Origin of the sequence: Virgibacillus pantothenticus (assembly GCF_018075365.1) — a bacterium.
Classification (GTDB): Bacteria; Bacillota; Bacilli; order Bacillales; family Amphibacillaceae; genus Virgibacillus; species Virgibacillus pantothenticus.
On record NZ_CP073011.1, the window covers coordinates 4,471,967 to 4,498,125 of the forward strand.

The window sequence follows — 26,159 nt, forward strand, 5'->3', positions numbered from 1 at the left end:
TACTTTGAATAATTCTTACAAAAAAATCAACTTAACCCTCTGCTATTTTCCTTTTAACTTTACATTAAGTATTGGTAATCTCCGCTTACGTCTTCCTGAATATAAGGAAAAATCACATCAATAGGGTGTGCATTTTTGTTCAAAATGGGAAAATAACGATATAATAGAAATAGATTGTCTTTTGGAAGGATTGTTCAACATGGAGTTATCACTACAGATGCTTATTTTTCTTTTTTCCGCCATGCTGATCGTTGGCGTTCTGGCAACGAAATTCTCCTCTAAGCTTGGGCTACCCGCTCTTGTTCTTTTCCTCTTAATCGGGATGGGGTTAAATGAATTTATCTTTTTTGAAAACGCCCAACTCATGCAATTAATCGGGATTATGGCATTAATTATCATTTTGTTTGAAGGTGGGACGCAAACAAAATGGGAGTTAATGCGTCCTGTGTTAGGTGCAGCTGGATCGCTTGCAACACTTGGCGTTCTGCTGACAACCATTGTGACAGGGTTTGCCGCCATGTATATTCTCAAACTTACTTTATTAGAAGGGATGCTATTTGGAGCTATCGTTGGCTCGACTGACGCAGCTGCCGTTTTTTCCGTACTTGGGAATAAAAACATTAAAGCAAAACTAACATCCACATTAGAGGCAGAATCTGGATCTAATGACCCAATGGCTGTTTTTCTTACTGTTGCTTTTATCGAGTTAATTCAAGTCCCCGATGCGTCGATATGGACAACTATCGGCAGTTTCTTTTTACAAATGGGATTAGGTCTCATACTCGGGTTACTGCTTGGGAAAGTTACTGTCCTCATTATCAATAATATTAACCTCGATACTTCTGGGCTTTATCCGACGCTTGCGATCGGAATGGCTACCGCTACTTATTTTATGGCTGATTTTTTAGGCGGAAGTGGTTTGCTCGCTGTTTATGTAATGGCTGTTTTTGTGGGAAATAGTGATTTAATGTACCGTTTCTCCATTTTACGATTTAGCGAAGGCTTTGCCTGGATGATGCAGATTCTTATGTTTATTTTGCTCGGCTTATTTGTTTTTCCAGAGCAGTTACCTGCTATCTTTTGGCAAGGTGTATTATTGACGCTCATCCTTATGTTCATCGCAAGGCCGATTGCAGTTTTTATTTCGATGATCTTTATGAAATATAGTTTAAAAGAGCGATTGTTTATCTCTTGGGCCGGTTTAAAAGGTGCTGTACCTATCGTATTAGCTACGTATCCTATTATTGCTGATGTAAAAAATAGCGACCTGATTTTTAATTCCGTCTTTTTCGTTGTCCTTATCTCAGCACTCGTACAAGGGAGTACGTTATCCTGGCTCGCTTCCAAGCTTGGATTAACCGGCGGAAAAAATGATCCAACGAAACCGACTATGGAACTTATTCATTTGGGTAAGACCGAGGCAGAGATTATGGAGGTACATATTTTCTCCAAGTCTCCCGCTATTCATCAAACTTTAAATGATATAGAACTGCCAGATGACACACTTATTATTGGTATCATTCGGGATAAACAAATTATTACTCCGACCGGCGACACCGTTATTCTAGAAGATGATACATTATACGTATTAAGTAATCGAAAGAATAGAATTAAAGCAAAGAATGTACTTCTAGGAAACACGGAGAAAAAAGTTCCACAAAAGAAACAACTTAAAAAAGAAGCAGAAGGATAATCAGGTGGCTGAATAGCGTTCGCCTGATTATTTTTTATCGCAATAAAGTGAACCTTCAAGCCGTGGGGGTTTTCATTCATCCCCTACTGATTGTTAGAGGAACGAATCGGGTATTTAGGTGCTGTTATCTCCCACTTAGACTTGTTGCAATACAGATTATCCAATTCCTGAAGTGGGAGTCTTACAAGTACCTTATATATGTGATAAACATGTTATAGTTCTGATTGTTAGGGCGTGTGTAGGTGTGGTGCTTGCTTTATGTTCCCAGCATTTGCGATGAGCGAACTGGATCTCTGTATGAGATAAAGCCAAGCTACCGTCGTTCTATTCAAGTGATGTTTATACTCTGATGAGTTATTTGATTCTGTTATCCTGCTTTTTCACCGGAGTGACCATTTGGCAAAACCGGTCAATAGACTACCCTACTTAAACATTTCAATTCCGCTATGCTAAATGTTTTCATCCTAAACAGAAAAAATTCGAACTTTTGTCTATATACATAGAAGATCGACTATACTCATGCCCCTTCTCCTATACTTCCTTCGAATATAACGACGAAAAGGCGCAGACAGAAATGGATTTTCGTTTAAAATAATACGGTTATCCAATTCGATCTTTTACGACGTCATACGCTATTATGGATAAAATCAATTTGGGAGGAAGATAGATGAAAATATTCGTAGATCCTGGACATGGCGGTTCGGATAATGGAGCTTCAGGCAATGGATTATTTGAAAAAAATGTAACATTGGACATTGCCACACGTATACGTAATATACTGATTAATGAATGTGAAAACGTACAAGTGAGAATGAGTAGAACGACGGATGCCACTGTTAGTCTCACGCAACGTACGAACAACGCAAATAACTGGGGTGCAGATTATTTCCTTTCGATTCATTGCAATGCGTTTAATGGTACAGCAAGAGGGTATGAAGACTATATTCATTCTTCCCTTTCCAGCGGCTCACAAACTGGCCAATATCAAGACCAACTTCACGAGGAAATAACAAAGGTGAATCAGTTAAGTAATCGTGGACAAAAGAAAGCAGACTTCCATGTGTTGCGAGAATCATCTATGCCCGCATTATTAACAGAAAATGGTTTTATTGATAATGCCAATGATGCTTCGCTTATGGGAAGCACTTCCTGGAGACAAGCAGTTGCAAGAGGACATGTGAATGGGTTGGAGCAGGCATTTAATTTGCAAAAAAAGGAGAATTCCAATGTCATTTTTCGCATTATCGCTGGATCTTTCCAGTCAAAAGATAATGCCGACCAACTTGTCAATATGCTAGCTGCAAAAGGTATTCAGGCTTTTGTAGCACTTGTAAGAATATCAGGCAGGAACTGGTATCGTGTACAGGCGGGTGCTTTCTCCAATCGAACAAATGCGGAAAATCACTTAGAACGCGTTAAAAAGGCTGGCGTTACTGATGCGTATATCATTCGTGAAACACGGTAAACCCTAATAGTGCGTTGTTTCAACGCGCTTTTTTTAAAAGATAAGCAAGTATAAAATGAAGGTGCTTGGGATAACGAAATAACCGATTAGCCACGCCCGGCGCATGAGCCCAGCAACGATGCGACTTCACGAAATCACCCTACGATAAGTCATCACGGTTCGTCGCTAAGGGGAAGGCCGACTAAAAACGGACTTGCCACCCGACGTCGGCATACCCCTGTTTTAGTGGCATGATTCCTTTATCTTTAGTTGAACCGTTCCATTCGCTGCGTTGCTAAACGGGCGCCCTGCGCCTTTGTTCATGTGTAACATTATACCGTTTGACTTTAGTCGTTACGTGTGGCAATATATGTCCACCATTCATACGCTTAAAATAAGAATCTGTTAACGATGAAAAAAAATAGAACTACGATTGGAGATTGGAGGATGTTTAACCATGTATAGTAATTTATTTGAAGCTTGGTGGCCGATAATCCTTGCAGGCGTAATAACAGCTTCTTCTGTCGTTATTTTAGCACGTTATATACGCCGTACCATTCTGTATTTACTTACCACCATTGTAAGCCTTATCAGCTTTATTATACTTATTCTAAGTATATTTACTATTGGTGAGTGGGCCGGCATGGGTATTGGAATGTTTGCCATTTCAATCTTACTGGGAGTAAATATTGGCGCCTTATGTAGCTTTTTGGTGAAGCAAAAATAATCTACTCTTTAACTAGCCTCGTTAGTGGAAATCTTCAGCTCTCACCGCGATAGTTTTCCATTCTGGTGAGCGGTTTTTTCAATTCGCTCTCGCTTCGTTGTGCAACTTTCTTGCCACGATGCACAACTTTTCCGCTTCGGGTACTCAACTTTTTCGCTGTGTTCGGCTTTGCTCGTTCCAATGCTTTAGCTTATGAACGATTTCGAAGCCTACCTGTTTACTTTAAGGTAGCCAGCTATTGCATCAACTCAGCGCTTCATTTCAATCTGTTCCTCTGCTTGTCCAACCTTTTTGTATACGAATCAAAAAAAGCACGTGGCCCATACTTCGCCTTGTACTTTTTCATCTCCCAGCGGTCAACAGACTTATTCTTCTCCAAGCACATAACGTCTAATGGCGTATGCAACACCATCTTCGTCATAATTCAATGTTGTGTGCGTCGACTGCTGTTTCACTTCTTCTTCTGCATTTCCCATGCTAATACTTACCCCTGCAGCTGCAAACATAGAGAGATCATTAAAATTATCGCCAATGGCAATTGTATTTTCCATGGGAATGTCAAAATGATGTGCCATTAGCTCTAGTGCATAGCCTTTACTTGCTCGAGGATGAGCAATTTCAAGTTTTTCTCTACCTGATGAAGTTATAGATATACCACCTTGTGATTCCATGAAATGTTGTAACTGGTTACGTTTTTCATCAAGCAACGAAAGAACAAATATTTTATAGATTCCTTCATAGTTTGAAACAACTTTCTCATACTGATCGACAAACTGTAAGCCATGTTGGCTATGTTGGATGGCGATCGTTTGTTTAAGGGTTTCAGAAGTATAAGCTACATCATGACCAATTTGCTCCAATTCTTGCCATAATATGTTTTCCATATCCTTTTCCAGCAAAACACCTTCATCTACATACACTTCATAGTATAATTGCAGCTCTCTTAAAATTGGAATGATACGCTTTACAATTTCTTGATCCATATATAACTGGTGCACCTGCTCACCACGATGAAATGAGGTTGCACCATTACCTGCAATAATCGGGCAGTCTAATGCGGAAAGCCGCAAGATTTCCTTCGTATCTGGAAGTGATCTACCAGAGGCAATAGAGACGATATGTCCCTCCTGCTGTGCTTCTTGAATGGTCGCTATATTTGCATTACTAATTGTTCCATCATCAGATAATAAGGTCCCGTCTAAATCAATGGCTATTAATTTCATGGAGTAGCCTCCTCAATTTATTTGGTAGCGAATATGTAATTTTCGCTTATTCTTCCTCTATTATTATACCAAAAGGCCTCTCCCAATGCTTAGGAAAGACCATTCGGTAAAAATTTAATAAATAAGAGCTGCAAAGGTTAAGCATCAGACTAGAAACTTATTTTCTAGCACAAGCAGCGTTTATTTTATTGGTGTAGCTGCAACTTTTCCTTCACTGCCTACCATCTTTATTTTAGAGATAACCATAGCTTTGGCAGCTTCTTTCGCTGTTTGTAAATAAGCGCGTGGATCGAGACTATCAGGTTGTTGCGTAAAATGCTCTCTAATTGCAATGGAATAAGCATTTTTTAGCTCTGTTGAAACATTTACTTTTGCCATACCTAACGCTACACATTTACGCACATCTTCCTCTGGTACAGCCGAACCCCCATGTAATACAAGTGGAATATCTAGCATTTTACTAATTTGTTCAATACGGGTAAAGTCAATATCAGGTTCACCTTTATAAATACCATGAGCTGTGCCTATCGCTGGGGCAAGTGTAGGTACACCTGTTAAAGCAACAAATTCTTTACATTCTTCAGGCACTGCTTTTTGAGCGTCTTTTTCGGAGACAACAATCTCTTCCTCTACCCCACCTACTTTTCCTAATTCGGCTTCTACATTAACTCCTAAGTTAGCCGTTAGTTCCATGACTTGCTTCGTTTGTCGTACATTTTCTGCAAATGCATGTCTGGAAGCATCAATCATAACGGATGTGTATCCAGCTCGAACAGCTTGTTTAATAACTTCATAATCTGTACAGTGATCTAGATGAAGACCCGTTGGAACACGATAGTAATCCGCAGCTGCTGTTGCTACTTTTACAATATTTTCTGCCCCAAGTGATTTCACCGTGCCAACGGTCGTTTGTAAAATAACCGGTGATTTCATTTCTGCCGCTGCTTCTAATACCCAATAAATACTGTCAAATGAATGTACATTAAACGCTACAATTCCATAATTTTCGTTTTTAGCTTGTTCTAGCATTGGTGTCGTTGATATAAGTGGCATATTAATCGTCCTCTCCTGAGATAGCTTGACTAACGATATTAGCAAGTTCTGTTGGTGTTGTTGCTGTTAGCATGGATTGTCTTATTTCTTCATTCATTAATGCTCGTGATAAAGCGGATAATGCTTGTAAATGCGTTGTTCCCGCTTCTGACTTCGGAATGAGCAGAGATAGAAAGAAAAATGCAGGCTTGCCATCAAATGATTCCCATTCGATCCCCGTCTCTGTCCGCACAATAATAATTGCTGGTTGGTTGACTTCACCCACTTGCGTATGTGGGATTGCAAATCCTTCCTGAAAACCAGTTGTGCTTTCTTTCTCACGTGCTTTCAGTCCAGCTACAATTGCTTCTGCTGATTGTGCAATGCCATTGGCAACTGCGATATCCGCAATCGCCTGAAACACTCCTTGCTGTGAGGTTGCTGTTGCTTGTAGCTGAATACATGCTGGTTGGATTATTTGTTTCATTTTTCCATCATCCTTCCTTCATTTATTTCTGGGCTGCTTTTTTGCGATACATACCATAAAGCAATGCTCCTACCATGGAACCAATAAGAATGGCTATTACCCATTGAAATGCTCCTGTTACAACAGGCAGAACGAGAAATCCTCCGTGTGGTGCTGGAACTTGGACTTTAAACAAATACGTTAGCATCGCCGCTATACTAGAACCGAGCATAATAATTGGCAACACAACAATCGGATTCTTCGCAGCAAATGGTATCGCTCCTTCTGTAATGTGAGTAGACCCTAAAATAAAGTTCACCGCACCAGCGTTACGTTCTTCTTTAGTAAAGTATTTTGGAAACAATACCGTAGCAAAGGCAATAATTAATGGAGGTGCAATACAAGCTGCGGAAACACCCGCCATGAAATATAAGTTACCTTCAGCAAGTAACAATGTGCCAGTAACATACGCTGCCTTGTTAAATGGTCCACCCATATCAAATCCGCACATCGCTCCAACAATTAAACCAAGTAATAGTGGATTCGTTGATTGAACAGATGCTAAAAAGTCCATCAATCCTTCATTTAATCCGGTAACTGGGATAATAATTGGTTTCATAATGATACCGATTAAAAAGATTCCTAGCACAGGGTACAAAAAGATCGATTTTAGTCCATCTAAGGAACGTGGTAAACCTTTTAATAGCTTTTGCAAAAGGATAATAATATAACCAGCAATAAATCCCGCTAAAATTCCTCCTAAAAATCCGGCGCCGCCTTGACTCGCTAATAAACCACCAATAAATCCAACAACCATACCAGGTCGTTTCGCAATGGACTCGGCAATAAATGCCGCTAAAATAGGTACCATTAGGCTAAAACCTAAGTCGCCAACTTCTTTCAATAAGGCAGCGAATTCATTGTATTGCTCATGCTTTGGATCTGCAGAATAAATTCCGAATAAAAACGATATCGCAATGAGCACCCCACCGCCAACGACGAATGGGAGCATGTGAGAAACTCCGTTCATTAAATGTTTATAAATGGTGTGAACCCATTTACGGCTATTTCCTTCTGGTGCTCCATCTTGAACTATCTCTCCTTCATCAGTTCCTTCATAACCAGATGCGTAGTAAATAGAAGCCTTGCCTTGTAAAATTTGCTCAATTAGTCCCTCAGGATCTTTAATCCCTTTTGAAACGGGAACATCTACTACCGGCTTGCCGTGAAAACGGTCTGCCTGTACATCCTTATCAGCAGCAATAATAACACCATCTGCTGCTTTAATTTCTTCGGGTGTTAATGCATTTTCAATTCCCACTTGTCCATGTGTTTCCACTTTTATTTCTACATTCAACTTCTCGGCTGCTTTTTGCAACGCTTCGGCAGCCATAAACGTATGTGCAATTCCAGTTGGGCAACCTGTAGCAGCAACAATTTTCTTCTTGGTCATGCTGATTTACCTCCTTAAATGTTGAATATCAACGTCTTTAATTAAATCTGGAATATCTCTTAAATCACTTAATCCTTTTGAAAAAGCGGTCGATGCACCTGTCGCTACCGCATATACTAATGCCTCATCTATAGAAGCGCTGCTAAGGGTTTGGGCAATATACGAAGCCAGTAATGCATCACCAGCACATGCTGTGTTGACAACTTTTCCTTTCGGAGAGCTCGCTTTCATAATCTTCTGCTTATCGATATATAATGCTCCTGCTTCTCCTCTGGAAATAATGACATGTCTTGCACCTCGTTGAATTAATTCCTTGCCATATGCTATCATTTGTTCTTCAGATAAAGATACTTCTTCTCCAAATAGCTGTGCTAATTCCTCTTCATTTGGCTTTAAAAGGTATGGCCTATAAGCAAGCGTCTCTAAAACAGCTGGAGAGCTGGCATCAAGGATCAATTTCAAATCATTTTCATTGCATATTTTGGCAATTGAAACTAAAATCTGATCCTCCACTCCCCTTGGTAGACTTCCCGATACAATAAGTGTGCTTTTAGTCGGAATTTTCTTTATTTTAGCCAACAGCTGATTTACAGCCTGTTGATGAATGACCGGTCCCCGGTTGACGATTTTATATTCTTCATTCGCATTAATAAAGACATTAATACGTGTATTGCCTTCTACTTCAATAAAATCTGTTGCAATCCCCAGCTTCTCTAATTCTTCTTTAATAAATTGTCCTGTGAATCCACCAATAAATCCTAATGCCGTATTTGGTATCCCCATCTTTTTCAACATTACAGACACATTGACGCCTTTTCCGTTTGGCTGGTAATCCTCATCGTACGTTCGGTTAACTGTATTTGGTTGTAACGCTTCCATTGCAACGTATAAATCGATCGCTGTATTCATCGTGCATGTATAGATCACAGCCTCACCTTCTTTCTTTGTTGTTAATTTAAGTATTGCACAGTTTTTTATGTAAATGTTTTCAGTTTATGTAAACCGGGGCACAGCGAATAAAAACATGGTGAGAGAAATAAAAAATCATTGTAGAGTAGGAGGAAAAACAGCATAACCCCCTCATGGAGAAGTTAGGGCTAGAATATACGTAATATCTAAATTTCATTCAAATGGGTGCTTACAATAAAAAAGCCACTTACCGAGAAAAGCTATCTTCCAAAAAAGATGCTTATTCTCTATAAGTGACTGTTCATTTTATGAATCACATTTATTTCCCTGTTCGTATGACATACGAGTCGAGCAATATCCGCGCAATCACATTTAGGGATAAACGAGAGCGGACTTCATATTCAGGAAACAGTGAATGCTCCGTTTTATAGCCTAATAATGTCATGTCGGATAAGCGACTTAATGACGAATCTACTTTAGTTGTTAAAGTAATTGTTGTTACTTGACGAATATTTAAATTTTGACAAGCCTCTACAAGTTCGGCAGTTTCTCCATTTAAAGAAACAAAAATGGCTATATCATGTTTCGTTACTTTACGTGATTTCACGCGAATAATATTTGGATCCTCATGCGTCTCACAAATTTTATCTAATGCTTGCAGCTTAATCATCATTTCCTTCGCAATCATCTCAGAAAAGCCGCGGCTAAAAATATAAACTCGCTTCGCGTTGTATATTTTTTGTACGACATCCTCAATCTGCCCAATGCTTTGCAATTGAATTGTTCGCAATACTTCTTCTTCGTTTTTCTTGATTACCTGTTTAATATCGTCATCAATATCTGTTAATGAATCATTCTCGTCTAACATTTTTTCATCTTGCTTCAACCGATATTTAAATGAGGTATAACCGTTATATCCCATTTTTTTCATTAACCTTACGATTGTAGCTGTAGAAACATTGGCTCGCTCACTAAGAGTGACAATGGACATATCAGCTATTTCATCCATATGCTCATGGATAAACTCAAGTAAATAGCGCTCACTTTGACTAAGCATGGAATATGTTTGATGGGGAATATTGAATAAAGGTTTGTCCATGATAACCTCCAATTATAGGATAATTAATAGGGGTGTCAAAACGTAAAAAGTTATGCTTACCGTGTTTTACAACCTATTCATATTATGCTAGATCCTTTTAAATAATAGCTTCCCTCACCTTCCTTTAAAAAATAAAGATGAGGCTCATTTTCTTTAAAAAATTCCAATAGCTTAAGGATATAGTAGTAATCTGAACTTCTCTAGTCAAGGAAAGTATTCTTGTAGCTCAAGTGAGTAGAAATTTTTTTCAAAGCACCCTAATATTTATACATCATTCTAAACATCTATGAATACCATGACTAAAAAGACAGGCAACTACGTGGATCAGATAGCCTCCTCAATCCCCCCATGGCAAAACGCGTAAATACTATTCTTTCGTAAATGTAATGGTGCTTCTTATTGTGTCAATTGGGCGCACCATTTGTTCGATTTGCTCCCGCTTCGATTCTAAAAATGGTGGTAAAGATAGCTTCTCTCCTAATGTTTCATACGGCTCATCACCCATAAATCCAGGACCGTCCGTGGCAAATTCAAATAGGATTTGCGGGGCGACTCTAGAGTAAAGCGACTCGAAGAAATGCCGATTCACATAGCCAGAAGTAGCCAATCCAAAGTTTTCCATGCGCGTCGTCCACTTGTCTAACACCGAACGATCATCTACACGGAAAGCTACATGATGTACCGTTCCGTAACCTTGCCGTGCATTTGGCATTGTATTATTGGGCTCAACAATAACTTGGGCGCCATTCCCCCCTTTGCCTACTTCAAATAAATGCAGACCGTTTTCTTCTTGCATATACTTAAACTGCATTACTTTTTCCAACACTTCTTTAAAAGAAGTGAAGTCGGCAATGCGAATAAAAACGGGACCTAAGCCGGTAATCGCATACGTTAATGGGATCGGACCTTTTTGCCATGGTATCCCTGCCTCGACTCCCTCGTTACGCTCATCAGAAATCAGCTGATATTGTTGATCATCAAAATCTACAAATGCTAACGTTTTCTTGCCAAACTGTTCTTGAATACCGGTATGGTTCACTTGCAAACGCTCAAACCGATCGACCCAATACGTAAGTGCTTCATCTGAAGGGACACGAAAAGACGTCTTATAAATTTCATTCGTTCCATGTGAGCCTTTTGGAATACGAGGAAAATCAAAAAAAGTCATATCTGTCCCTGGATTGCCTTTATCATCAGCAAAGAATAAATGGTATGTTTGAATATCGTCTTGATTGACTGTCTTTTTAACTAAACGCATGCCAAGTACATACGTGAAAAATTCATAGTTCTTCTCTGCACTGCTTGTAATCGCCGTTACATGATGAATTCCTTTTAATCCTTCCATGTAACATCCTCCTCCATCATTTATTATGAATTAAAGTATTTTTAATTCATAATAAACATACCATAATAAACCTATTAAGTCCACTGAAAATGTTAGCCTCAGCCTTTTTACATGCTTTAGGTATTCGCTTGTGACTTTGCTCTATCTATTCATGTACGAAAAAACCCCTTATAGCAAAAAAGCCTAGAATAAGGAGTAATGAAATTATTATTTGCTTGAGCCAAAAAGGTTAGTTATAACGAAGATTAGCATGAAAATTTTCATCTAGTAGCGTTAAGGCAAAAGATGGAATAAGTAATGCTTTAATTCTTCTGTGGAATACACTGTTTTTGTTGCTATATTAGAATCATTTGCTGGCGTTTGCTTCGTTAAATTCAGCAAATTCAGCCAAACCGCGCTCCAGCCTGCTTGATGGGCACCAACCATATCGATAGGATAGTTATCGCCTATATACCAAGCGTCCTGTTTAGAGAATTGAAATCTTTCCTCCGCTCGGTTAAAAATTTTCCGGTCCGGCTTTGCAGTACCTTCCTCTTCAGAAACAATGATCTCCTTATCAGTGAAATATGCGTCTAAACCTAGAGTTCTCACTTTTTTCCGTTGATGAAGGGAAGGCCCATTGGTAATAATTAGTAATTGAATACCTCTTTGTTGCAAATACCGCAATATTTCCGCTATATGCGGCCTTAATGATATTTCTTCCTGATTGTTTTTATACATCGTTTGAAACAATAAAGCTTCCTGCTTATCAATGCCAATATTAAATTCACGTAATGTCTCGCGAATACGAAATACATGGGATTGTTCTAACGAGCTTTGCTTTCTCGCAACCTGTTCAAATCCGATATCACTATATTTTTGATAAACAGGATAGAGTTGACTAAATTTGAATTGCTTTGTAGCTGTAAATTCTTGAAACGTCTTCTGTAATGGCAAGGTTCTGTCGTATAAGGTATCATCTAAATCAAAGGCAATGATAGTCATTTTTCTCCCCAACTCTCATATGAATACTTGTGAAAAGCGTATCAAATTATTAAGGTTTGTCAAATGAAGCATAGAAAAATATGGTCATGTTTATAGTTTCTATGACGTCTACCCTAAAACTCGAGACGACATCATTTTACAAGCTAGCAAAAAACTTCGCTCTTGTGATTTTGCTGCGAGCTGCCTACGTTTCAATCCGCCAGATACTTAGTTTAAGGATACATATTGCCAGGTTAATTGCTTTAGTACTTTGATCTCAATATCCGCAAGCTGATTAACATAAACACAAGCTTTGCCACTTTTATGTTTGCCTAACTTTTCTAGCAGGGCGGGTCGTTCTTCATCTCCCGTGGAAAAATATAAGCTGAAACGAGTTTTTCTTGGAGAAAATCCAGTTAGCATCGCATTCCCTCTATACCCACCAGGATATTTATAATGATACGATTCAAAGCCGATCATATGATACCCAGTTGTTTCGGTAAAAATATCCAACAGTCAATACGCAGCCTCTTGCTTCAGTGGATTTTCTACTTACTCAATAAATTCGATCACAACGCCATCATTCTCTTTGGTTTTTAACTCGTACATCTCGTTCGTCCTATTTTCCCCACCTAGTTGGCTGTAATTAATAAATAATTCTTCTTCTACTTAGAATCACCATCTTCCAGCCTTTTTATTATACATAAGTCCATCTGCTTTGCTTCATGAAAGGATTCTTATACAATTATTAGGGATATAATTTATGTATGCGGAACATTTTGCCGGGAGGGGAGAAACAATGTTTTTAGCTTGGAATGAGATAAAAAATAATAAATTACGCTTCACTCTAATTGTTGGTGTATTAATGCTCGTATCCTATCTCGTTTTCTTATTATCTGGTTTAGCAAATGGATTGGAAAACATGAACAAAGCGGCAGTTGATAAATGGAAAGCCCAAGGGGTCATTTTAACAGAGGAATCAGATTTCAATCTTCCTCAATCCAGTTTATCGCTCGATGACTATGATGGTGAAGGAGCAGTTGAATTTGCAAGTTTAGCCCAGATTAGCTCGATTGCAACTTCAGGGAACAATAAATCAAATGTAACGATCTTCGGTATTGACGCTGATGAATTTATTATGCCCAACGTTACGGAAGGTGAAGCGTTTCAACACGCTAATGAAGTCGTCGCAGGTGATTCCCTAAAAGAGGATGGCTTTAAAATTGGCGATGAACTTCGACTATCTTCAACGGAAGAAACATTGACCATCGTTGGCTTTACTGATAACGCAAAATTTATCGCAGCTCCTGTGCTTTATACCGATTTACAAACATTACACAACGTTCGTTACGGGGAAGCTGCAGAAGCATACAAAGATCAAATAAATGCATTTGTCATTCGTACTGATGACTTGGCCAATGTAAATGTAAAAAAAGAACTGCAAGTCGTGGATACTACCACATTTATTGAAAATCTCCCCGGCTACTCTGAACAAAATTTAACGTTAACATTTATGATTTATTTCTTATTTGTTATCTCAGCAGTGGTATTGGCTATTTTCTTATATGTGCTTACCATTCAAAAAATAAGTATCTTTGGCGTCATGAAAGCGCAAGGAATATCCAGTAAATACTTAGCAGGATCGGTAATTGCACAAACCTTTTTACTAGCATTTGCTGGGGTGATTCTCGGATTTCTGTTAACGATGGTTACAGGAGCCTTTTTGCCAGATGTCGTTCCAATTGTTTTTAAGTATTTAGATTTACTTATCTATGGCGTTGTGCTTGTCTTCGTGTCTATATTAGGAGCACTATTCTCCATTCAAACGATTGTAAAAATTGATCCACTGAAAGCGATTGGGGGTTAAAGGATGTCAGTTCTTGAAATGAAACAGGTTCATAAAGTTTTTGGTTCCGGGCATACAAAAGTAGAAGCTCTGAAGTCAACGAATTTTTCCGCTCATAAAGGAGAGTTAATTGCTGTCATTGGACCGTCTGGATCAGGTAAAAGCACCTTTTTAACAATTGCTGGGGGCTTACAACCCCCTACGAATGGCCATGTGTTTATCAATGGTACAGATATTACCGAATTAAACGAGAAACAGCGGTCGGTAATCCGCTTGAAAGAAATCGGCTTTGTCTTACAGGCATCCAATTTAGTTCCATTTTTAAATGTAAATCAGCAAATGAAACTGTTAGATAAGGTAAAAAAAGATAATTTACCTGCTGAAAAACTGCAGGAACTATATCAAACGTTAGGCATTCATAAGCTATTAAACAGTTTTCCATCTGATTTATCAGGGGGAGAAAAGCAACGTGTAGCAATTGCCAAAGCGCTATATACAAACCCAAGTATTATCCTTGCCGATGAGCCAACCGCTTCGCTCGATTCTGATCGGGCATTTGAAGTCATGGAGATGCTGCAGGAAATAACTACAAACAGTAACAAAACTACCATTGTCGTCACCCATGATACGCGGCTGATTGACTATTGCAATAAAGTGTATAACATCACCGATGGGAGGCTCTCTTTACAAACAGAAACAGCACAATGAAATTAGCATCACTGAAAACTTAAACTAGCCAGCTTCCATTGACAATAGTCAGAAGCTGGCTGATAACATGGGTTAGAATCTCGCCAATATTTTAACGGAATACGCAAACTGATAGCTTATAACCGATATTTTAAACCGGATGAGAAAATATTTTCATCTTACTGCTAGAGCTCTAATTCCTGTGGGGAATCCTCCCCTTTTTTATTCATCAATCGAACATGCAATGGTTGTATTTCCAACACAGTTAAATCGGGATCATCCGGTCCTTCAAAATACATTTTTGCGTGGGCACTCCATAGTTGTTTCTTTAGCTCAGGAGAATCGTTTACTTTTACCTTGCCTTCATATTCCACAAAAGCGTCCCCAAATCCTTCTCCTTCATAGCCGAGAATGATATGTGTATACGGATTTTGTTCAATATCGGTCACTTTATCGGTTTGCTTACTAGTTAGTGTATATAGCATTAAATCATCATGGTAAAATGTCATATACCGAGAATGTGGCATACTTCCTTTCACTGTCGCCATTGGTCCAACAAGATCATCCTCCAAAATCTGCTCAATTTGTGCTCGTAAATGTTCTTGATTCACTTTGAACACTCCTTCCTCAAATATGCTTTATCATTATTATTCCTTTCTCTATTCATCTTAAACACCTCAACTTACTGCGTATCTTCTTTTAAGTGCCGCTCAATATACTCATAGCTCGCTTCATTACCCGTAATAACCGCAAGCTCTTGTAAATGTCGTAGTAATAATTTTCGATCCAAATCAAAAATAAACTCCGTATAGATATGGTCGATGGTATTAGTCGCAAAATCCCATATAACGGTATGATTTCTCTTATCTACTGCCCCTGCCAGTCTTGTTAATGCTTCAATGATGTTTGTTATGATCGGATAATTCTTTTGTGCATAATGTCTAATTAATCCTAGTCCTTGATAGAGATGAAATTCGAAGTCATCTACACCTAGTATTAAGCGCACCTGGTTTTCCTCATCCACAAGATATGGGGAGAAGGTTGCTTTGTTCTCCAGAGTTAATAACAAATCCGCTACTTGGTAGATGGTGTTGGCAGCTGTTTTTGGATCATCATTTCCAATCGCCTTAATGGCGATTTCCGCCAGTTTATTTAGTCCAAATTTCAAGTCTTGAATTTCTGTCTCCTTATGCCCCATACGAATCAAATGCAAATAGTCTTTTTCATTAACTTTGGGAGCACCAGGGCCCCAATACGTAAATAATTGATTGCCCTGTAATACATAACTGCCTGGACGCACTTCCATTTCAACAATAATGTCATCTTCTTTTGCTTTTTGCAGCAAATCCTTAAATAAAATAAGCTGTACATATCCGGATATAGGTGATGTAACAATTTGTTTTTTTGCTTTCCATTCTCTATATAGCTCTCCTGGTTTTTCCGTTCTCAACCGTTGCAAATCTTTGGTAAAATCTCCTTCGAGCATCTCTTCCGTTACACGCTTCATTGTATCGGTAATATTATGCACTTGCATCCACGTAGTGGCATGATTAATAAAATAAATAAACGTCACTGCAGCAAAAAAAGCAATCCCAACCGTAGCAAATGGAACAGCTACATAATATTTAACTGGATTACTGCTGATTGCTAAAAACATAATTAGTACGTAAACAAAGCTACCGTTAAAAATCCCTAGTATATGTTGTGTCTGCTTATCTTTTACAAAGTTTTGCAGCATTCTTGGTGAAAACTGTCCACTAAATGTCGTTAGCACAACGAGTAAGGAGTTTAATGTAAATGCACTAAGTGTTAATACGCCGCCAATCAATGCACTAATTAATGATCTAGTCGTTTCAAATGTGGCTTGAAAGCCGTCATATGTATATTGTGCTATCCCTACCCCCACATCAAGATAAACCGTAATCGCCACAAGAAAAAATGTACAAATAATATACAACAGTGGCGTTCGCCATAATGTGAGGCGGAGCTCATATTTTCTTTCTGTTTTGGACATTTTTAAATACTTACTTATTGATGGTGGCAACCATTTTACTAGCATACAAATACACCCCTACCTTAGAAAAACTTGGTTTATCGCGAATGCTTTCTTATAGTAGAACAAAATATTTTATCATACATCCTTTTTTACTATATTTGTGTTACTACCCCGTTTTTTTACAAGTTACACTTTTGCTATGTAATTTGGTATAAGCTAACAAGTAAAAGCGCAGGAAAAAAAGGTACGCATACGACTGAAACTAACAGACAAATGCGTACCTCAGTACCTCTCTATAATCTATGATGTAGCCTTAGTTGCTACTAATCAATTTGTGTTTATTTATCCCGCATATAAGGTGCTGTAAGACTCACACTTCAAGAAATGGAGAATCATACCGCAACAAGTCTGCCAACACCTAGATTCCCTATTTCGCAAGCGGCCTTAGGTCATACCATTACGGTACTAACCATCAGTGGGGGATGAATAAGCCCCCACTGATGGTTCACTATTGTAGTATCGATTTGAATAATTTTGCTGTTTTATCAGGATTTTCTGCTTTTGTTATAGCACTACCAACAATGATAATGTCTGGTTGATATTTTTTAATCTCTGGTACCATTGTTAAATTAATCCCTCCTGCTACAGCAACATTAAACTCCAAACCCTTCACTAGGGAAAACAATTCCGTGCTAAAAGAGGTTTCTTTTTGCTCATCTTTTCCAACATGTAAACCAACTAAATTTACGCCTAAATCCTGTAATTCATTCATTCGTTTATCTGAATTTATACCTAATAAATCCACTAGAACTTGTTTGTTTTCCTTCTTAGCAACTTCCAACATATCTATAATCGTTTGGTTTGACGAAAAACCCATTGCTGTCGTTATATCTGCACCAGCAGCAAATGCCTGCTTTGCCTCATGCTTTCCTGCATCGCAAGTCTTCATATCTATAAGTAATATATTATGCGGATATAAATCTCGAATCTTTCGAACCAAAGACATGCCGTACTCTTTAATAATTCCTGTTCCTATTTCAATAATATCTACCATTTGATGCGTATGAGCAAGAACTTGAAGACACTCTTCCTTTGTTAACCTATCTAAAGCTAATTGTAATTTTATTGTCTTCCCCCTCCTTGTCTATCGTTCGATCCGTTCTACTTCCCCAAGTTTTTGCTGCACTTCCTCATAGTATGGCAAACCTTCATTATCCCCAACAACACTAATAACCATGGAACCGATGGTATTTGCCACATGCAGAATTTTGGTTAATTCCCAGTTCTGGGACAGCCCATAGAGTACGCCAGCATTAAAACCATCACCTGCACCGACTGTATCAACAACTTTTATAGCTTTCACAGGTTTTGCTTCCACTATTTTCCCTTGGTAATACCCAACAGATCCTCGATCACCTTGTTTTACCGCTACAAAAGAAATACCTAAATCCTTTGCTTTATGGATAATCGCTCTTGGCTCTTTTTCACCAATAATGATATTCATTTCCTCATCACCAGCTAATAGTATATCTACCTTTGGCAAGATTTTCTCCAAAACAGAGCGTGCCTTTTCCTTTGTCCACATCCGCAAGCGAATATTAGGGTCAAACGAAATCTTGACATCATGCTTTTTTGCCAGTTCTATGGCTCTTTCCATTACGGTAATATGGTGGTCACCAATAGCTGGGTACACCCCTGTCAGATGTAGTATTTTTGCTTGTTTAAAATAGTTTTCATCCAAATCGGAGGTTGATAGAGTGGCCATTGGTGATTTATCGCGATAATAAAATGTACGTGTACTGCCATCCTCCATCCTCTCTTTAAAGTTTAAAGAGGTTGGATATCCGTCAACGAGGTGAAGCTGTGACGTCTCAATACCCTCACCACGAATAAAATGTCGTATATAACGTCCAAATTCATCGTTACCTAATCTGCTGATATATCCTGCCTTCATACCTAAGCGCGAACAGCCAATAGCCAAATTAAGTTCGGCTCCGCCTACTCTTTTTTCAAATGTGTTCACAAACTGAAGGGGACCTGCAGAACCTGGGTTAAACACAATCATTGCTTCACCTATTGTTATAATATCTAGCATTATCTGCTCCTCCGTATCTAGTTGCATTTTCCTAGTGTGTGCTAGTCATCTTTTCAACCACTTCATTTCTAGCCGATATAATCATATCCGCCATATTGATAAATAGTCCTGTCTCAACAACCCCGACCAATTGTTTTAGCTGCTGGTGCAATCGCTCAGGTTCATTTATTGTTTCAAAAGCACAATCTAAAATATAATTCCCATTATCAGAAATGAACGGATGCTTGTCCGCCATTCGTAAAACAGGTTTACAGCCAAACGTCTCTAAATATGCTGCGGTTTTTTGCCAACCAAATGGAATCACTTCAACAGGGAGAGGAAAATTCCCTAATTGCGCAACTCTTTTTGAAGCATCGACAATGATTATCAGCTTATCCGCTGCTTGTGCGACAATTTTTTCGCGAACTAGAGAACCGCCACCTCCTTTAATTAATTGAAGATTAGTATCCACTTCATCTGCACCATCAATGGCAATGTCAATTTTTGTTGTCTGAGAAAAATCAGTTAGTGGAATTCCATTCTCTTTAGCTATCTCTGCTGTCTGTTTAGAAGTCGGAATACCTTGAATTTCTAACCCGCTGTGTACATGATGTTTCAATTCTTCTAAGAAGTAATTCATAGTAGACCCTGTACCAAGTCCTACTGTCATTCCATCACGAATGTAATTCACTGCTGCCTGCGCAGCTTTTTGCTTACTTTTGTCTTTACTTTTCATTGTAAGAAGCCTCCATTTAATTAAATAGATTTGGGATGAAAAGTGCTATATTCGGTAGAAATGCAATTAATAATAAAATAGCCATAATAATGAACAAGTATGGCAAAACTGCTACAAAAGAACGTTCAATCGACAACTCGCCGATTTTTGCCGACAATAACAATACTAATCCATATGGAGGGGTTGCTAAACCAATAGCAAGTGTAATTATTACTATAAGACCTAAATGTACTGGATCTATTCCAAATTCAAGAGCTGTTGGCAGTATAATTGGGACAAATAGGATCATTGCTGGAATTGCATCCATAAATGTTCCAACAAATAAAAAGAAAGCAATGATAATTAAAATAAACAGCCACTTTGCACTTACATTATTCGTAAAAAACTCTTGTGCTATCGTACCTAATTGATAATAACTCATTAATTCTCCCAACGCACTTGCAGCCGCCAAAGCAAATAATGATAAAGAACTTAGCGCTAAAGTATCGAATAAGATTTTAGGTAGATCTTTTAATTTTAACGTTTTATAAAAAAAAATACTAATTAGAAACGTGTATAAAGAAGCAATTGCAGCAGCTTCTGTAGCAGTAAAAAAGCCAAGAATAATTCCACCAATGATAATAAACGGAGTTAATAAAGCTGGAACGGATTCGAGAATCAATTTTCCTAACTCGGACCACTTGGGACGTGCTACTTTAGGAAAGTTTCGTTTCATAGCAATAATGTACACCAAAACCATCATACCTAAGCCTATTAGTATGCCTGGAATTATTCCTCCTAGAAATAAAGCACCAATGGAAGCATTTGTTAAGCCTGCAAAAATAATCATTGGTATACTTGGTGGAATTATAACCCCTACAGTTGAAGACGCTGCCGTTACTCCAACGGCAGTCTCTTTATCATAGCCCTGTTTTTTCATACTAGGAATAAGAATTTTTCCAACTCCTGCAGCGTCTGCTTGTGATGCTCCCGACACACCAGCAAACATCATGGACACAAGAATATTAGCATGGGCTAAACCACCACGAATTGGACCAACAATAGCTAATGCAAGATTGATTAGTTTCTCTGAAATTTTGCCCGAATTCATTAAATTTGCAGCTAAGATGAACAAAGGAACCGCTAGTAATACAAATGAATCTAAGCCATTTACCATTTTCATCGGCACTGTTGCTTCTGGTGTATATGGCATGCCAGTAATCCCTAACAACGCTACAATTCCAATGACAAAGGCAATGGGAACGCCGATCGCCATCAAAGTAATGAATAAAACTAATAGTAATATGCCCACTATTGTAGCACCTCCTTAGCCTTCCAGCTATGAATGTGATTTACAAGGTGTGCTATAGAATAGACCACCATGGAGCCTGACATAATTGGAACAGCTAACCATACATATCCCATTTTCATTTCAGGTATGGTTGCCCAAGTGTAATTCCAAAACTCGACTACTACTTGCATCCCTAAAAGAAAAATAACGCTATTAAATATAATTAACAAAAAATCATTTACAAAACATAGAATCAACCTAGATTTATCCTTTAATTTTCTTAATAATAAATCAAAACTAAAATGTTCACGACGATTAACCATTACTGAAGCTCCCATAAATATTGCCCAAATAAATGAATAATTTGCAACCTCCTCTGTCCATATAACCGAAATTCCCATATATCTAGTAACAATTTGTAACATAATCACCAAAAAGAACACGGTTAAAAATGCAAACCCAAGAATTATTTGTGTCTTTTCCAGCAATCGTATGCTTTTTTTCAATGATATCCCCCCCTATCATTTGTTTTCTAAATCTCTTATGTCTTGCAACATTTCTTGTGCCCCTATTTCTTCTGCAAAGGCATCCTGTATCGGCTTTGCTAAATTAATCAAAGGCTCTCGATTAATTTCATTCACCAATGCCCCTTCACTCATTGCCTTTTCCTTATATTCTCTATCTTGCCTGTTTGTTGCCTCTCTCTCCGCTGTAACTGAAGCTTTAGCTGCCTTCATAATAATGTCCTGCTGTTCTTTTGAGTACATAGCAAATTTTTCCCCATTAATTAAAAGAAAACGAGTTGTATAATCATGCGCTGTCTCTGTAATAAATTTTCCGTTTTCTGTTGTGTGATGTGATTGCTGAACAAAAAACGGGTAAGCGTTCTCAGAAGAATCCACAACACCTTGTTGTAATCCTTGGTAAAGTTCCCCCCATGAAATAGATGATGGAATAGCACCTGTAGCCTCCCAGAAATCTCCAATCACACCTGATGTTTGGGTTCGTAAAGACATACCTTGTAAATCATCCATGGATTCCAATGGTTTTTTTCCATAAAAATGCCTCACTCCCGCTGTCCAATAGCCTAATAGTTTAAAAGAATTGTTTGATTTGTCATTTATAATTTGAGCCATCTCTTTTCCTACGTCACCATCAACTACCTGAAGCCAATGCTCATAGCTTCTAAATAAGTACGGAACAGAAAACAAGTCTACTTCCCGAATTCCTGTTTGCGTCATAAAACCTGGAGATACAAGTACTACATCTGCAGCACCAAGCTGTAATTTCTCAACTAGCTCTGCTTCTTCAGTTCCAATTGTTCCAGCATGTACTTCCACTTCCATACTTCCATTAGATTTTTCTTCAATAACTTCTTTAAATTTCAACATTCCAGTTTGATAAGGAGTATCTGGGGATGTTTGATTGTGAGCAGCAATAATTTTTAATTTACTGCTTTCAATAGATCCAACATCTTTTGTACATGCCGCCAAAAAAGAAAACGCTACCATAATAAACATCAGGGTGATCAATCGATAAATCTTCACAATTAAAACCTCCCCTCTAGAGCAACGAATTTATTCAGTTGCTCTTTTTATATATTTAATTGCTTCCTCTTGTAATCGCTGATAATCTTCTTCCGTCTTTAAAGCAGCGGCGTTTACCAAATTACTGCCGATTCCTACTGCTTTTGCCCCATGCTGTAAATAATCATTCATATTGTCTAATGTAATTCCTCCCGTAACCATTGCTTCAACATGTGGTAACGGTCCTAAAATATTTTTGATATAACTAGGCCCGACTGTTGCCGCTGGAAAAATTTTCACCATACTTGCTCCATGTTCATAAGCAGTTACTATTTCAGTTGGTGTTAACACTCCCGGAATATGTAGCATCCCGTAGCGATTGGTGAGCTTGAGCGTGTCTGTATTTAATGAAGGCGAAACGATAAAATCAGCTCCCGCCAGCATGACTGTTCTAGCGGTTTCCGGATCAAGCACCGTACCTGCACCAATACAGCTCTCCTCTTTCATAGCTTCCTTTGCGGTAGAAATAATATGAGCAACATTTGGTGTTTCGGCAGTAATTTCAACCGCTTTTACACCACCTGCAGATAGCGCCTTTAATATTGGTACAATATTTTTTTCATCAGCTTTTCTGATAACAGCAACTACTTTAGTTTCTTTAATAACATCTATCGGTTTCATTGTTTCGACACTCCATTCTTCATTCTAAATTTGCATGTTTTGTTTTTAAAACCTCGTTCGACTTCTGCATCTGCTCTTGCTCAAGAATATGGGCGATGACAGCATCCAATACTAAATGAGCTGATTGATCAAATTGACTTCCCAATGGTTGAATAGTTGCTGGCTCTTTTGACAATCGCTTTTTAGTTGCAGCGGGAATTTCTACGATCCAATCACTATACTGAGCAATTATCGATTGCTTATTTGTCGTTACTAAAGCTATTGACGCGCCAATTGCAGCTGCTTTTTCTGCAAAATAAGCTAATGTGCCCGTATTTCCAGAACCTGATATAATTAACAATAAGTCATCAGCTTCCATACTAGGTGTGATCGTTTCGCCAACAACATAGACAGAATAACCACTATGCATCATTCGGATTGCAAAGGCTTTCCCAATTAAGCCTGATCGTCCAGTTCCTGCTACAAAAATGGAATTTGCTCGTTTCAATTGTTTTGCTAGTTCGACCGTCTCCTCTGGGTCGATTGCTTGGATTACCTTGGTTACCTCCAAGGCTATCGTATCTAGTGTCTCTCTCATTGTAATGCTCCATTCTCCTTCCGTTTACAAGATTCTCTGATAATTATTTGAGGGGAGAAACGATACACACGCCTATTTCCTTGGCTTGCTTCATTGTGAAATTGGTTGAACAGCAACTGTGCAGCTTTTTTCCCCATTTCAAATGCCGGCTGAGCAATCGTTGTTAGTGCGGGTGTGTAAAGCGACGCAAACGTCACATCATCGATACCTATAACAGCTACGTCATCTGATATCCGAATTTGCTTATCTTTTACATACTGTAATAGTTGAATCATGACGCGATCGTTTAGAGCAAGTATAGCTTCCGGAGGGTCAGATAAAGAAAGCAGCTTTTCAATCTGTTCTTCCATCTCTTCTAGCCTTGCGCTTATGACATATGAAGAATTTAGGCAAATATCATGCGTTTCAAGGCTAGCTTTATATCCTTCTATTCGCTCGACGCGGGGGGTTATTGGGTCATACAGAGGCGGTGCAAGCATAGCAATTTTCCGGTATCCATTAGCTACCAATTGATCCACAGCTAATTGAGCGGCCTCATGATTATTTAGTAAAACTGTATCTGTCTCAATTCCCGGAACGAGTCGATCCATAAATACAAACGGGTAATGCTCTGTTATTAAGTCCTGATATAAAGCGGTGTTTTTGCTAGTGGGAAATGCAATAATCCCATCAACTTGCTTAGCCCGAAGCATATCAATATACCGCTTTTCCTTAACCGGGTCATCGTCGGCATTACAAACAATTACATGGTAATCTTCCTCATGGCAGTAATCTTCAATTGCTCGAATAACCCTTGTTGAGAAATCATGCAAGATATTTGCAACGATCACGCCAATTGTCCTAGTAGTCCTCTGCTTTAGGCTCCTGGCAATAATATTAGGCTGATATTCCAATTCATTAATAGCAACTTCCACCCGTTCTTTCGTTTCTTTACTCATGTAATCAAAACGTTTATTCAAAAATTGCGATACAGTGCTTTTAGAAACTCCCGCGCGTGCTGCTACATCTGTAATGGTTATTTTTTTCATAAAGTTCCTCTTCCCTTATCTAAACCGGTTTACTAAACCGGTTTAGATAGATTATATATTAATTTTCCGCCATTTTCAAGTACCTGTTGCAGTTTATACAAGCAAAGACATAAAGTTTCAAATTGGCTCATAGATATTAACTAACAAACATTGATGGGGAGTTATTCATATGGAAAATACAATTGGAATTACGGAAGAAGAACTAAGGCGATATGATGTGTTGCAGCAGGAAAAAAAGGAAATAGAGCAAGAAATGAAACAATTAAAGAAAAAATTTCATCATGCCTTAGATGCAACCGTTGGGGAAAATCAAAAAGGTGAGATAGCACGAGGGGATTTCTGTGCACAACGACAAATTCGTACCTCTACACAATATGAACAGGATAGTACTATACGTCAATTGGAGGACATGCAACTATCTGATTTTATTATTATTGAAAAACGACCAGATACCGAAAAACTCGAAGCTGCAATTACATTAGGTTTGGTAGATGGAGAAGCATTTGAAAATTGTAAGCATACGAAAACAACCCAAGCTATCGTCGTTAGAAAATTTCGTTAGCATACCTGTTATAAAGTGATTCTTCAATCAGTGGGGGTTTTCATTCCTCCCCCACTGATTGTTAGAGGAACGAATCGGATATTTAAGTGTTGTTATCTCCCACTTAGACTTTGTTGCAGTATAGATTCTCCAACTCCTCAAATGGGAATCTTACAGCATCTTATATAAGGGATAAATGTTTTTCTTCAAGTGGAACTACGTATAGCTGAGGAACAATCGCTACGGATGTGTTTCACTGTTATAATTTAGCCTACTATACGAATCTCCAATCAGCAAGTTCCTTTCTCATTGTCCCCTACTGTGTTAGATAAACAAACTAGGCATTTGACTTGCAGTTAATCCTTAGCACTTCCTTCTGGATTCGCTTTGAAGCATGGAGGGGACTTTCTTATCTTTTTAGAAAAACTTGGCTTGTCGCCAAGTCTCATGGCGGAAGCCTTTGTTTTTCTTATACTATAAACCAAAAAAATCTTATACTTTCCTATAGTGTAAATATAGTAGCGATGCTACATCATAAACGCGTTTATTACCACTGTTCACTGCATTATGCTTTTTATGCTTTCCCATTTATTGGCTCAATATTAAATGTATTGTACGATATATACAAGAACAAAGGCGCGGGGCGCCCGTTTAGCAACGTAGCGAATGGAACGAATCAACTAAAGATTTAGGAATCATGCCACTAAAAACAGGGGTATGCCGACGCCTGAGCGGCAAGCCCGTTTTTAGTCGGCCTTCCTCTTAGAGGCGAACCGATGATGACTTATCGTAGGGCGCATTTCTAAAGTCGCATCGTTGCTAGGCTCATACGCCGGACGTCGC

General features: G+C 38.5%; 25 protein-coding genes and 1 pseudogene. 6 read left to right on the plus strand and 20 right to left on the minus strand.

Annotation, left to right across the window (positions count from 1 at the left end; all coding sequences use genetic code 11):
- Positions 1 to 199 precede the first annotated feature (199 nt).
- The 3 genes from KBP50_RS20645 to KBP50_RS20655 all read left to right on the plus strand — a co-directional run bounded on the left by KBP50_RS20645 (position 200) and on the right by KBP50_RS20655 (position 3,864).
- Positions 200 to 1,693, plus strand: coding sequence for a potassium/proton antiporter (locus tag KBP50_RS20645; RefSeq protein WP_050350816.1), 1,494 nt, complete (start codon positions 200 to 202; stop codon positions 1,691 to 1,693).
- 667 nt (positions 1,694 to 2,360) lie between these two features.
- Complete coding sequence (locus KBP50_RS20650; RefSeq protein ID WP_050350815.1) at positions 2,361 to 3,158, plus strand: N-acetylmuramoyl-L-alanine amidase; 798 nt, start codon at positions 2,361 to 2,363, stop codon at positions 3,156 to 3,158.
- 436 nt (positions 3,159 to 3,594) lie between these two features.
- Complete coding sequence (locus tag KBP50_RS20655; protein ID WP_050350814.1) at positions 3,595 to 3,864, plus strand: YesK family protein; 270 nt, start codon at positions 3,595 to 3,597, stop codon at positions 3,862 to 3,864.
- Between the two features lie 365 nt (positions 3,865 to 4,229).
- Here KBP50_RS20655 and KBP50_RS20660 read toward each other — a convergent pair whose 3' ends face one another.
- From KBP50_RS20660 to KBP50_RS20700, 9 genes and pseudogenes are all read right to left on the minus strand, one after another.
- Positions 4,230 to 5,087 carry a Cof-type HAD-IIB family hydrolase gene (locus KBP50_RS20660; protein WP_050350813.1) on the minus strand — a complete coding sequence of 286 codons (858 nt, stop codon included), beginning with the start codon at positions 5,085 to 5,087 and terminating at the stop codon, positions 4,230 to 4,232.
- A 180-nt stretch (positions 5,088 to 5,267) separates the two neighbouring features.
- On the minus strand, positions 5,268 to 6,140 hold the full coding sequence (locus tag KBP50_RS20665) for a class II fructose-bisphosphate aldolase (RefSeq protein ID WP_050350812.1): 873 nt from the start codon (positions 6,138 to 6,140) through the stop codon (positions 5,268 to 5,270).
- A 1-nt stretch (position 6,141) separates the two neighbouring features.
- Complete coding sequence (locus KBP50_RS20670; RefSeq protein ID WP_128743311.1) at positions 6,142 to 6,606, minus strand: PTS sugar transporter subunit IIA; 465 nt, start codon at positions 6,604 to 6,606, stop codon at positions 6,142 to 6,144.
- A gap of 22 nt (positions 6,607 to 6,628) precedes the next feature.
- On the minus strand, positions 6,629 to 8,038 hold the full coding sequence (locus KBP50_RS20675) for a PTS fructose transporter subunit IIC (RefSeq protein ID WP_050350811.1): 1,410 nt from the start codon (positions 8,036 to 8,038) through the stop codon (positions 6,629 to 6,631).
- A gap of 6 nt (positions 8,039 to 8,044) precedes the next feature.
- Positions 8,045 to 8,965 carry a 1-phosphofructokinase gene (gene pfkB / locus KBP50_RS20680; RefSeq protein WP_050350810.1) on the minus strand — a complete coding sequence of 307 codons (921 nt, stop codon included), beginning with the start codon at positions 8,963 to 8,965 and terminating at the stop codon, positions 8,045 to 8,047.
- 301 nt (positions 8,966 to 9,266) lie between these two features.
- Entirely contained in the window at positions 9,267 to 10,046 is a 780-nt protein-coding gene (locus KBP50_RS20685) for a MurR/RpiR family transcriptional regulator (RefSeq protein WP_050350809.1), read from the minus strand.
- 367 nt (positions 10,047 to 10,413) lie between these two features.
- Positions 10,414 to 11,391 (minus strand): ring-cleaving dioxygenase, encoded by a 978-nt coding sequence (locus tag KBP50_RS20690; protein WP_050350808.1) that lies wholly within the window; start codon positions 11,389 to 11,391, stop codon positions 10,414 to 10,416.
- A gap of 273 nt (positions 11,392 to 11,664) precedes the next feature.
- A complete protein-coding gene (locus KBP50_RS20695; RefSeq protein WP_050350807.1) occupies positions 11,665 to 12,375 on the minus strand; it encodes an HAD family hydrolase in 711 nt (236 codons plus the stop codon).
- A 207-nt stretch (positions 12,376 to 12,582) separates the two neighbouring features.
- Positions 12,583 to 12,963 (minus strand): annotated as a pseudogene (locus KBP50_RS20700) (DUF1801 domain-containing protein).
- 190 nt (positions 12,964 to 13,153) lie between these two features.
- Between KBP50_RS20700 and KBP50_RS20705 the strand changes: the two are divergent.
- Together KBP50_RS20705 and KBP50_RS20710 are read left to right on the plus strand one after the other, a co-directional pair.
- Positions 13,154 to 14,221, plus strand: a complete 1,068-nt coding sequence (locus tag KBP50_RS20705; protein WP_050350806.1) for an ABC transporter permease — start codon at positions 13,154 to 13,156, stop codon at positions 14,219 to 14,221.
- Positions 14,222 to 14,224: 3 nt separating this feature from the next.
- Positions 14,225 to 14,908, plus strand: a complete 684-nt coding sequence (locus KBP50_RS20710) for an ABC transporter ATP-binding protein (RefSeq protein WP_050350805.1) — start codon at positions 14,225 to 14,227, stop codon at positions 14,906 to 14,908.
- Between the two features lie 164 nt (positions 14,909 to 15,072).
- On the opposite strand, the gene KBP50_RS20715 is transcribed toward KBP50_RS20710, so the two are convergent.
- From KBP50_RS20715 to KBP50_RS20765, 11 genes are all read right to left on the minus strand, one after another.
- On the minus strand, positions 15,073 to 15,498 hold the full coding sequence (locus KBP50_RS20715) for a pyridoxamine 5'-phosphate oxidase family protein (protein WP_050350804.1): 426 nt from the start codon (positions 15,496 to 15,498) through the stop codon (positions 15,073 to 15,075).
- Positions 15,499 to 15,569: 71 nt separating this feature from the next.
- Positions 15,570 to 16,946, minus strand: a complete 1,377-nt coding sequence (locus tag KBP50_RS20720) for a DUF2254 domain-containing protein (protein ID WP_050350803.1) — start codon at positions 16,944 to 16,946, stop codon at positions 15,570 to 15,572.
- A gap of 445 nt (positions 16,947 to 17,391) precedes the next feature.
- Positions 17,392 to 18,009, minus strand: a complete 618-nt coding sequence (hxlA, locus tag KBP50_RS20725) for a 3-hexulose-6-phosphate synthase (protein ID WP_050350802.1) — start codon at positions 18,007 to 18,009, stop codon at positions 17,392 to 17,394.
- Between the two features lie 18 nt (positions 18,010 to 18,027).
- A complete protein-coding gene (locus KBP50_RS20730; RefSeq protein ID WP_328219339.1) occupies positions 18,028 to 19,005 on the minus strand; it encodes a sugar kinase in 978 nt (325 codons plus the stop codon).
- A 4-nt stretch (positions 19,006 to 19,009) separates the two neighbouring features.
- Entirely contained in the window at positions 19,010 to 19,693 is a 684-nt protein-coding gene (gene rpiA / locus KBP50_RS20735; RefSeq protein ID WP_050350800.1) for a ribose-5-phosphate isomerase RpiA, read from the minus strand.
- A gap of 16 nt (positions 19,694 to 19,709) precedes the next feature.
- Entirely contained in the window at positions 19,710 to 20,984 is a 1,275-nt protein-coding gene (locus KBP50_RS20740) for a TRAP transporter large permease (protein ID WP_050350799.1), read from the minus strand.
- Positions 20,984 to 21,469: a TRAP transporter small permease gene (locus KBP50_RS20745; RefSeq protein ID WP_050350798.1), complete on the minus strand. Its 486-nt coding sequence runs from the start codon at positions 21,467 to 21,469 to the stop codon at positions 20,984 to 20,986. The genes KBP50_RS20740 and KBP50_RS20745 overlap by 1 nt, the downstream gene beginning before the upstream one ends.
- A 15-nt stretch (positions 21,470 to 21,484) precedes the next feature.
- Positions 21,485 to 22,510 (minus strand): TRAP transporter substrate-binding protein, encoded by a 1,026-nt coding sequence (locus tag KBP50_RS20750; RefSeq protein ID WP_232231370.1) that lies wholly within the window; start codon positions 22,508 to 22,510, stop codon positions 21,485 to 21,487.
- A gap of 30 nt (positions 22,511 to 22,540) precedes the next feature.
- Complete coding sequence (locus KBP50_RS20755) at positions 22,541 to 23,170, minus strand: bifunctional 4-hydroxy-2-oxoglutarate aldolase/2-dehydro-3-deoxy-phosphogluconate aldolase (protein WP_050350797.1); 630 nt, start codon at positions 23,168 to 23,170, stop codon at positions 22,541 to 22,543.
- A 19-nt stretch (positions 23,171 to 23,189) separates the two neighbouring features.
- Positions 23,190 to 23,747 (minus strand): 6-phospho-3-hexuloisomerase, encoded by a 558-nt coding sequence (gene hxlB, locus KBP50_RS20760; protein WP_050350796.1) that lies wholly within the window; start codon positions 23,745 to 23,747, stop codon positions 23,190 to 23,192.
- Positions 23,744 to 24,775, minus strand: coding sequence for a LacI family DNA-binding transcriptional regulator (locus KBP50_RS20765; RefSeq protein WP_050350795.1), 1,032 nt, complete (start codon positions 24,773 to 24,775; stop codon positions 23,744 to 23,746). Before KBP50_RS20765 ends, hxlB begins: the two co-directional genes overlap by 4 nt.
- Positions 24,776 to 24,944: 169 nt before the next feature.
- Here KBP50_RS20765 and KBP50_RS20770 point away from each other — a divergent pair, with 169 nt between their 5' ends.
- Entirely contained in the window at positions 24,945 to 25,337 is a 393-nt protein-coding gene (locus KBP50_RS20770) for a hypothetical protein (protein ID WP_050350794.1), read from the plus strand.
- Positions 25,338 to 26,159 lie beyond the last annotated feature (822 nt).

Coding starts and splice junctions, on each gene's coding strand:
- KBP50_RS20690 (WP_050350808.1), bottom strand. CDS start 11,391: ATGGAAGGATTAAAAGGAATTCATCATGTAACGGCGATTACAAGCAGT.
- KBP50_RS20755 (WP_050350797.1), bottom strand. CDS start 23,170: ATGAAACCGATAGATGTTATTAAAGAAACTAAAGTAGTTGCTGTTATC.
- hxlB (WP_050350796.1), bottom strand. CDS start 23,747: ATGAGAGAGACACTAGATACGATAGCCTTGGAGGTAACCAAGGTAATC.
- KBP50_RS20665 (WP_050350812.1), bottom strand. CDS start 6,140: ATGCCACTTATATCAACGACACCAATGCTAGAACAAGCTAAAAACGAA.
- KBP50_RS20765 (WP_050350795.1), bottom strand. CDS start 24,775: ATGAAAAAAATAACCATTACAGATGTAGCAGCACGCGCGGGAGTTTCT.
- KBP50_RS20705 (WP_050350806.1), top strand. CDS start 13,154: ATGTTTTTAGCTTGGAATGAGATAAAAAATAATAAATTACGCTTCACT.
- KBP50_RS20650 (WP_050350815.1), top strand. CDS start 2,361: ATGAAAATATTCGTAGATCCTGGACATGGCGGTTCGGATAATGGAGCT.
- KBP50_RS20645 (WP_050350816.1), top strand. CDS start 200: ATGGAGTTATCACTACAGATGCTTATTTTTCTTTTTTCCGCCATGCTG.
- KBP50_RS20770 (WP_050350794.1), top strand. CDS start 24,945: ATGGAAAATACAATTGGAATTACGGAAGAAGAACTAAGGCGATATGAT.
- KBP50_RS20685 (WP_050350809.1), bottom strand. CDS start 10,046: ATGGACAAACCTTTATTCAATATTCCCCATCAAACATATTCCATGCTT.
- KBP50_RS20660 (WP_050350813.1), bottom strand. CDS start 5,087: ATGAAATTAATAGCCATTGATTTAGACGGGACCTTATTATCTGATGAT.
- KBP50_RS20710 (WP_050350805.1), top strand. CDS start 14,225: ATGTCAGTTCTTGAAATGAAACAGGTTCATAAAGTTTTTGGTTCCGGG.
- KBP50_RS20670 (WP_128743311.1), bottom strand. CDS start 6,606: ATGAAACAAATAATCCAACCAGCATGTATTCAGCTACAAGCAACAGCA.
- KBP50_RS20655 (WP_050350814.1), top strand. CDS start 3,595: ATGTATAGTAATTTATTTGAAGCTTGGTGGCCGATAATCCTTGCAGGC.
- rpiA (WP_050350800.1), bottom strand. CDS start 19,693: ATGAAAAGTAAAGACAAAAGTAAGCAAAAAGCTGCGCAGGCAGCAGTG.
- KBP50_RS20730 (WP_328219339.1), bottom strand. CDS start 19,005: ATGCAACTAGATACGGAGGAGCAGATAATGCTAGATATTATAACAATA.
- KBP50_RS20720 (WP_050350803.1), bottom strand. CDS start 16,946: ATGCTAGTAAAATGGTTGCCACCATCAATAAGTAAGTATTTAAAAATG.
- KBP50_RS20675 (WP_050350811.1), bottom strand. CDS start 8,038: ATGACCAAGAAGAAAATTGTTGCTGCTACAGGTTGCCCAACTGGAATT.
- KBP50_RS20695 (WP_050350807.1), bottom strand. CDS start 12,375: ATGACTATCATTGCCTTTGATTTAGATGATACCTTATACGACAGAACC.